The following is a 4,493-nucleotide window of genomic DNA, read 5'->3' on the forward strand; positions in this document are numbered from 1 at the left end:
GGCCGGGGTCAGACCCCGGCCCGGGCCTCCGGCACGTGCGCCGCCCCGCCGTGCCGGCGGCGCAACTCGGCGGTGATCTCGGCCAGTTCACCGTCCGGCAGCAACGGCAGCATCATCGCGACGCCCTGGAGCAGTCCACCGAGCAGGAAGGTGGTGTCGGGCGTCGCGGCGACCAGGCCGCGCACCTCGGCCACCTCGCCGGCCGCCACCGCCTCGATCAGCTGGGCGGCGTTCGCGGTCTCCTCGTCCACGTCGACCGCGCCCGTGTCGTGCGGGGCGCGCCGCGCCATCGCCCGCAGCACCCGGTCCCCGACCTCGGGGGCGTACGCCTTGCGGACGGCCTCGGCGGCGATCCAGGTGAGCAGGGTGGCCACCTCGCGCTCGGCGTGCTCCGCGAGCAGCAGGTCCAGCTCCGTGTCGAACGCGAGCTGGTTCCCGTGCCGGAAGGCGAGCAGCAGGGCCGCCGCCCTGGCCTTGGCCTCCTCGACCGCCTCGGCAGGCAGTTCGTCGGCCAACTCCTCGGTCACCACCACGCCGTGCCCTCCCGTCCGTCGCTCAGCTGGAACGCTCAGCGGAAACGCCCATTCGGAAACTCCGTGCACACGGTACACAGCGGACCTGGAAACTTCCGCGAACGCGCGCGGGCAAGACCGGAATCAATTCGCTCGGAATAGGACCTCACCCGGTCGCAGGATGATAATTCGCCGGAAGGGAGCAATGTTGCTGGGCTATTAGGCGTAGGGAAAGCGACCCGGGAAGCGCGGCCCGGAACCGAACCCGAACCGGCCCGGAAAAAGCCGAGGGGCCGCACCCCGCGCGTCGCGGAGTACGGCCCCTCGGTGGAACCGGCGGCTCAGCCCTGCGGCAGCGCCGCGAGCTGGGCGGTGATCCGGGCGATGTCGGCCTCGGCGGCCTCCTGACGGCCACGGATCTTGGCGACCACCTCGTCCGGCGCCTTGGCGAGGAACGCCTCGTTGCCGAGCTTGGCGGTGGTCTGGGCCTTCTCCTTCTCGGCGGCCGCGAGGTCCTTGGCCAGGCGCTTGCGCTCGGCCGCGACGTCGATGGTGCCGGAGAGGTCCAGCGCGACGGTCGCGCCGGCGACCGGCAGCGAGGCGGTGGCCGCGAAGCCCTCCTCGGGGACGGTCAGCCGCAGCAGCGAGCGGATCGCGTCCTCGTGGACGGCCAGCACGGTGCCGGCCAGCTCCAGCTGGGCCGGAACCCGCTGCGCCGGCTGGAGGCCCTGGTCCGAACGGAACCGGCGGACCTCGGTGACCACCTGCTGGAGCGTGGCGATCTCCGACTCGGCGGCCGCGTCACGGTAGCCGCTGTCCTTCGGCCACTCGGTGACGACCAGCGACTCGGCGCCGGTGAGCGCCGTCCACAGCGCCTCGGTGACGAACGGGACGACCGGGTGCAGCAGCCGCAGCGTGACGTCCAGGACCTCGCCGAGCACCCGGCGCGAGGCGTCCGCCTGCGGGCCGCCCTTGGCCAGGGTCGTCTTGGAGAGCTCGACGTACCAGTCGAAGACCTCGTCCCAGGCGAAGTGGTACAGCGCGTCGGTGGCCTTGGCGAACTGGAAGTCGTCGTAGAGCGCGTCCACCTCGGCGACGGTGGCGTTCAGCCGCGACAGGATCCAGCGGTCGACCGCGGTCAGCTCCTCCGGCGCGGGCAGCGGGCCCTCGACGGTGGCGCCGTTCATCAGCGCGAAGCGGGTCGCGTTCCAGATCTTGTTGCAGAAGTTGCGCGAGCCCTTGACCCAGTCCTCGCCGATCGGCACGTCGGCGCCCGGGTTGGCGCCGCGGGCCAGGGTGAAGCGGACGGCGTCGGCGCCGTAGGCGTCCATCCAGTCCAGCGGGTCCACCGCGGTGCCGGAGGACTTCGACATCTTCTTGCCGAACTCGTCGCGCACCAGACCGGTCAGGGCGACCGTCTTGAACGGCGCCTGACCGTCCATCGCGTACAGGCCGAACATCATCATCCGGGCGACCCAGAAGAAGATGATGTCGTGGCCGGTCACCAGGACGTCGGTCGGGTAGAACTTCTCCAGGTCGGTGGTCTTCTCCGGCCAGCCGAGCGTGGAGAACGGCCACAGGCCGGAGGAGAACCAGGTGTCCAGGACATCCGGGTCCTGGTGCCAGCCCTCGCCCGTCGGCGGCTGCTCGTCCGGTCCGACGCAGACGACCTCGCCCTCGGGGCCGTACCAGACCGGGATCCGGTGGCCCCACCAGAGCTGGCGCGAGATGCACCAGTCGTACATGTTGTCGACCCAGTCGAAGTAGCGGCGCTCCAGCTCCTTCGGGTGGATCTCCACCTTGCCGTCGCGGACGGCGTCTCCGGCGGCCTTGGCCAGCGGCTCGACCTTGACCCACCACTGGAGCGACAGCCGCGGCTCGACCACCGTGTGGCAGCGCGAGCAGTGGCCCACGGCGTGCATGTACGGACGCTTCTCGGCGACGATCCGGCCCTGCTCGCGCAGCGCGCCGACGACCGCCGAACGGGCCTCCATCCGGTCCATGCCGAGGAAGGGGCCGTGCACGGTGATCGCGCCGCGCTCGTCCATGACCGTCAGGTTGGGCAGGTCGTGGCGCTGGCCGATCGCGAAGTCGTTCGGGTCGTGCGCCGGCGTCACCTTGACGGCGCCGGTGCCGAACTCCGGGTCGACGTGCTCGTCCGCGATGACCGGGATCTCCCGGTCGGTCAGCGGCAGCTTGATGGTGCGGCCGACCAGGTGCTTGTAGCGCTCGTCCTCGGGGTGGACGGCCACCGCGGTGTCGCCCAGCATCGTCTCGGCCCGGGTGGTGGCGACGACGATCGAGTCGTCACCCTCGCCGTAGCGGATCGAGACCAGCTCGCCCGGCGTCTCCTCGTGCTCGACCTCGATGTCGGACAGCGCGGTGAGGCAGCGCGGGCACCAGTTGATGATGCGCTCGGCGCGGTAGATCAGGCCGTCGTCGAAGAGGCGCTTGAAGATGGTCTGGACGGCCTGGGACAGGCCCTCGTCCATGGTGAAGCGCTCGCGCGACCAGTCCACGCCGTCGCCGAGGCGGCGCATCTGGCCGAGGATGCGGCCGCCGTAGCTCTTCTTCCACTCCCAGACCTTCTCGACGAAGGCCTCCCGGCCCAGGTCGTGCCGGGACAGGCCCTCCTCGGCGAGCTGCTGCTCGACCTTGTTCTGGGTGGCGATGCCGGCGTGGTCCATGCCCGGCAGCCAGAGCGTCTCGAAGCCCTGCATGCGCTTGCGGCGGGTCAGCGCGTCCATCAGCGTGTGCTGGAAGGCATGGCCCAGGTGCAGGACGCCGGTGACGTTCGGCGGGGGGATGACGATCGTGTACGCGGGCTTGTCGCTCTTCGCGTCCGCGGTGAAGTACCCACGGTCCACCCAGCGCTCGTACAGCTCGCCCTCTACGTCCGCGGGGGTGTAGGTCGTCGGGAGGGTGGCTGCTTCGTCCCCGGCAAAGGTGCTCACGGGGCGCTGGTTCGTCGTGTCGGTCACGACGCACAGTTTACGTAACCGGGGCGAGGGTCACGAACCGCTTTCGGTCCGCGGGCCGCCCTCACCACGGCCGGGCACCGTGCGGTAGCGTGCGCGGGCCCTGGTCCGGTCGGCCGGAACGACTTCACACCACCGGGCCGTCCTCAACGCCACGAAAGTTTCCACGTGACCGACCAGACCCCCTACGGTGCCCCGGCGCCGTCCTCGAACCCGCCCTACGGCGCGCCCGTGCCGCCGCAGGCCCCGTACGGCCAGCCGGGCTACCCCGCGCCCGACCAGGCCGGCCACCCCGGGTACGCCGGGTACGCGCCGGTGCCGCCGCCGCGCAAGTCCCGCCGGACGCTGTGGATCGTGCTCGGCACCATCGGCGCCGTCCTGCTCCTGGCCGGCGGCGCGCTGGCCTACTTCGCCTGGAACGTGGCCGGCAACGCGGGCACCGAGAAGATCGTCCTGCCGGCCACCTTCAAGGACCTCAAGCTCAGCAGCGACAGCTCGGTCACCGACGCCATGGAGAAGGCGATGACCGAGAGCATCGGGAAGGGCGACGGCAACTGGAAGCCCACCGGCGTGGGCGGCCTGTACGAGAACGCCGAGTCGGAGCCGCAGCTCATGGTGTTCGGGGCCTACGGGAAGGTCCTGCTGCCGAAGCAGGAACTGGACGCGGCCTTCAAGGGCGCGGCCGGTGAGGGCACGAACATAACCGACCGGCGCACCATGGACGCCGGCCCCAAGGGCGGCACCATGGAGTGCGGCGTGATGACCGAGGCCGACGGCAGCATCGGCCTGTGCGCCTGGGCCGACAAGAGCAGCCTCGTCATCACCATGCGGGTGCCGGACGAGAACGGCGGCAAGCCCGACCTGGACAAGCTCGCCGCCGACACCCGCGACCTGCGCGCGGTCGCCGAGGTGGCGAAGTAGGACCCGGGCGGCAACGCGGGAAGGGGCCCCGCCCCCAACCCGGGCGGGGCCCCATCCGGCTGCCGCGGGGCGCGGGTCAGGC

The 4,493-nt window shown here is 71.4% G+C and carries 3 protein-coding genes; 1 reads left to right on the plus strand and 2 read right to left on the minus strand.

Translation table 11 applies throughout. The features are described 5' to 3' along the window. Positions 1–8 precede the first annotated feature (8 nt). Positions 9–533: a hypothetical protein gene (locus ACFRAR_RS37960; protein WP_380704892.1), complete on the minus strand. Its 525-nt coding sequence runs from the start codon at positions 531–533 to the stop codon at positions 9–11. Positions 534–853: 320 nt separating this feature from the next. Continuing rightward, positions 854–3,493: a valine--tRNA ligase gene (locus tag ACFRAR_RS37965; RefSeq protein ID WP_380704894.1), complete on the minus strand. Its 2,640-nt coding sequence runs from the start codon at positions 3,491–3,493 to the stop codon at positions 854–856. A gap of 165 nt (positions 3,494–3,658) precedes the next feature. On the opposite strand from ACFRAR_RS37965, the gene ACFRAR_RS37970 reads away from it, so the two are divergent. Next, on the plus strand, positions 3,659–4,411 hold the full coding sequence (locus tag ACFRAR_RS37970; protein ID WP_380704896.1) for a hypothetical protein: 753 nt from the start codon (positions 3,659–3,661) through the stop codon (positions 4,409–4,411). The last annotated feature ends 82 nt before the right edge of the window (positions 4,412–4,493 follow it).

Source organism: Kitasatospora sp. NPDC056651, from assembly GCF_042792155.1.
Classification (GTDB): Bacteria; Actinomycetota; Actinomycetes; order Streptomycetales; family Streptomycetaceae; genus Kitasatospora.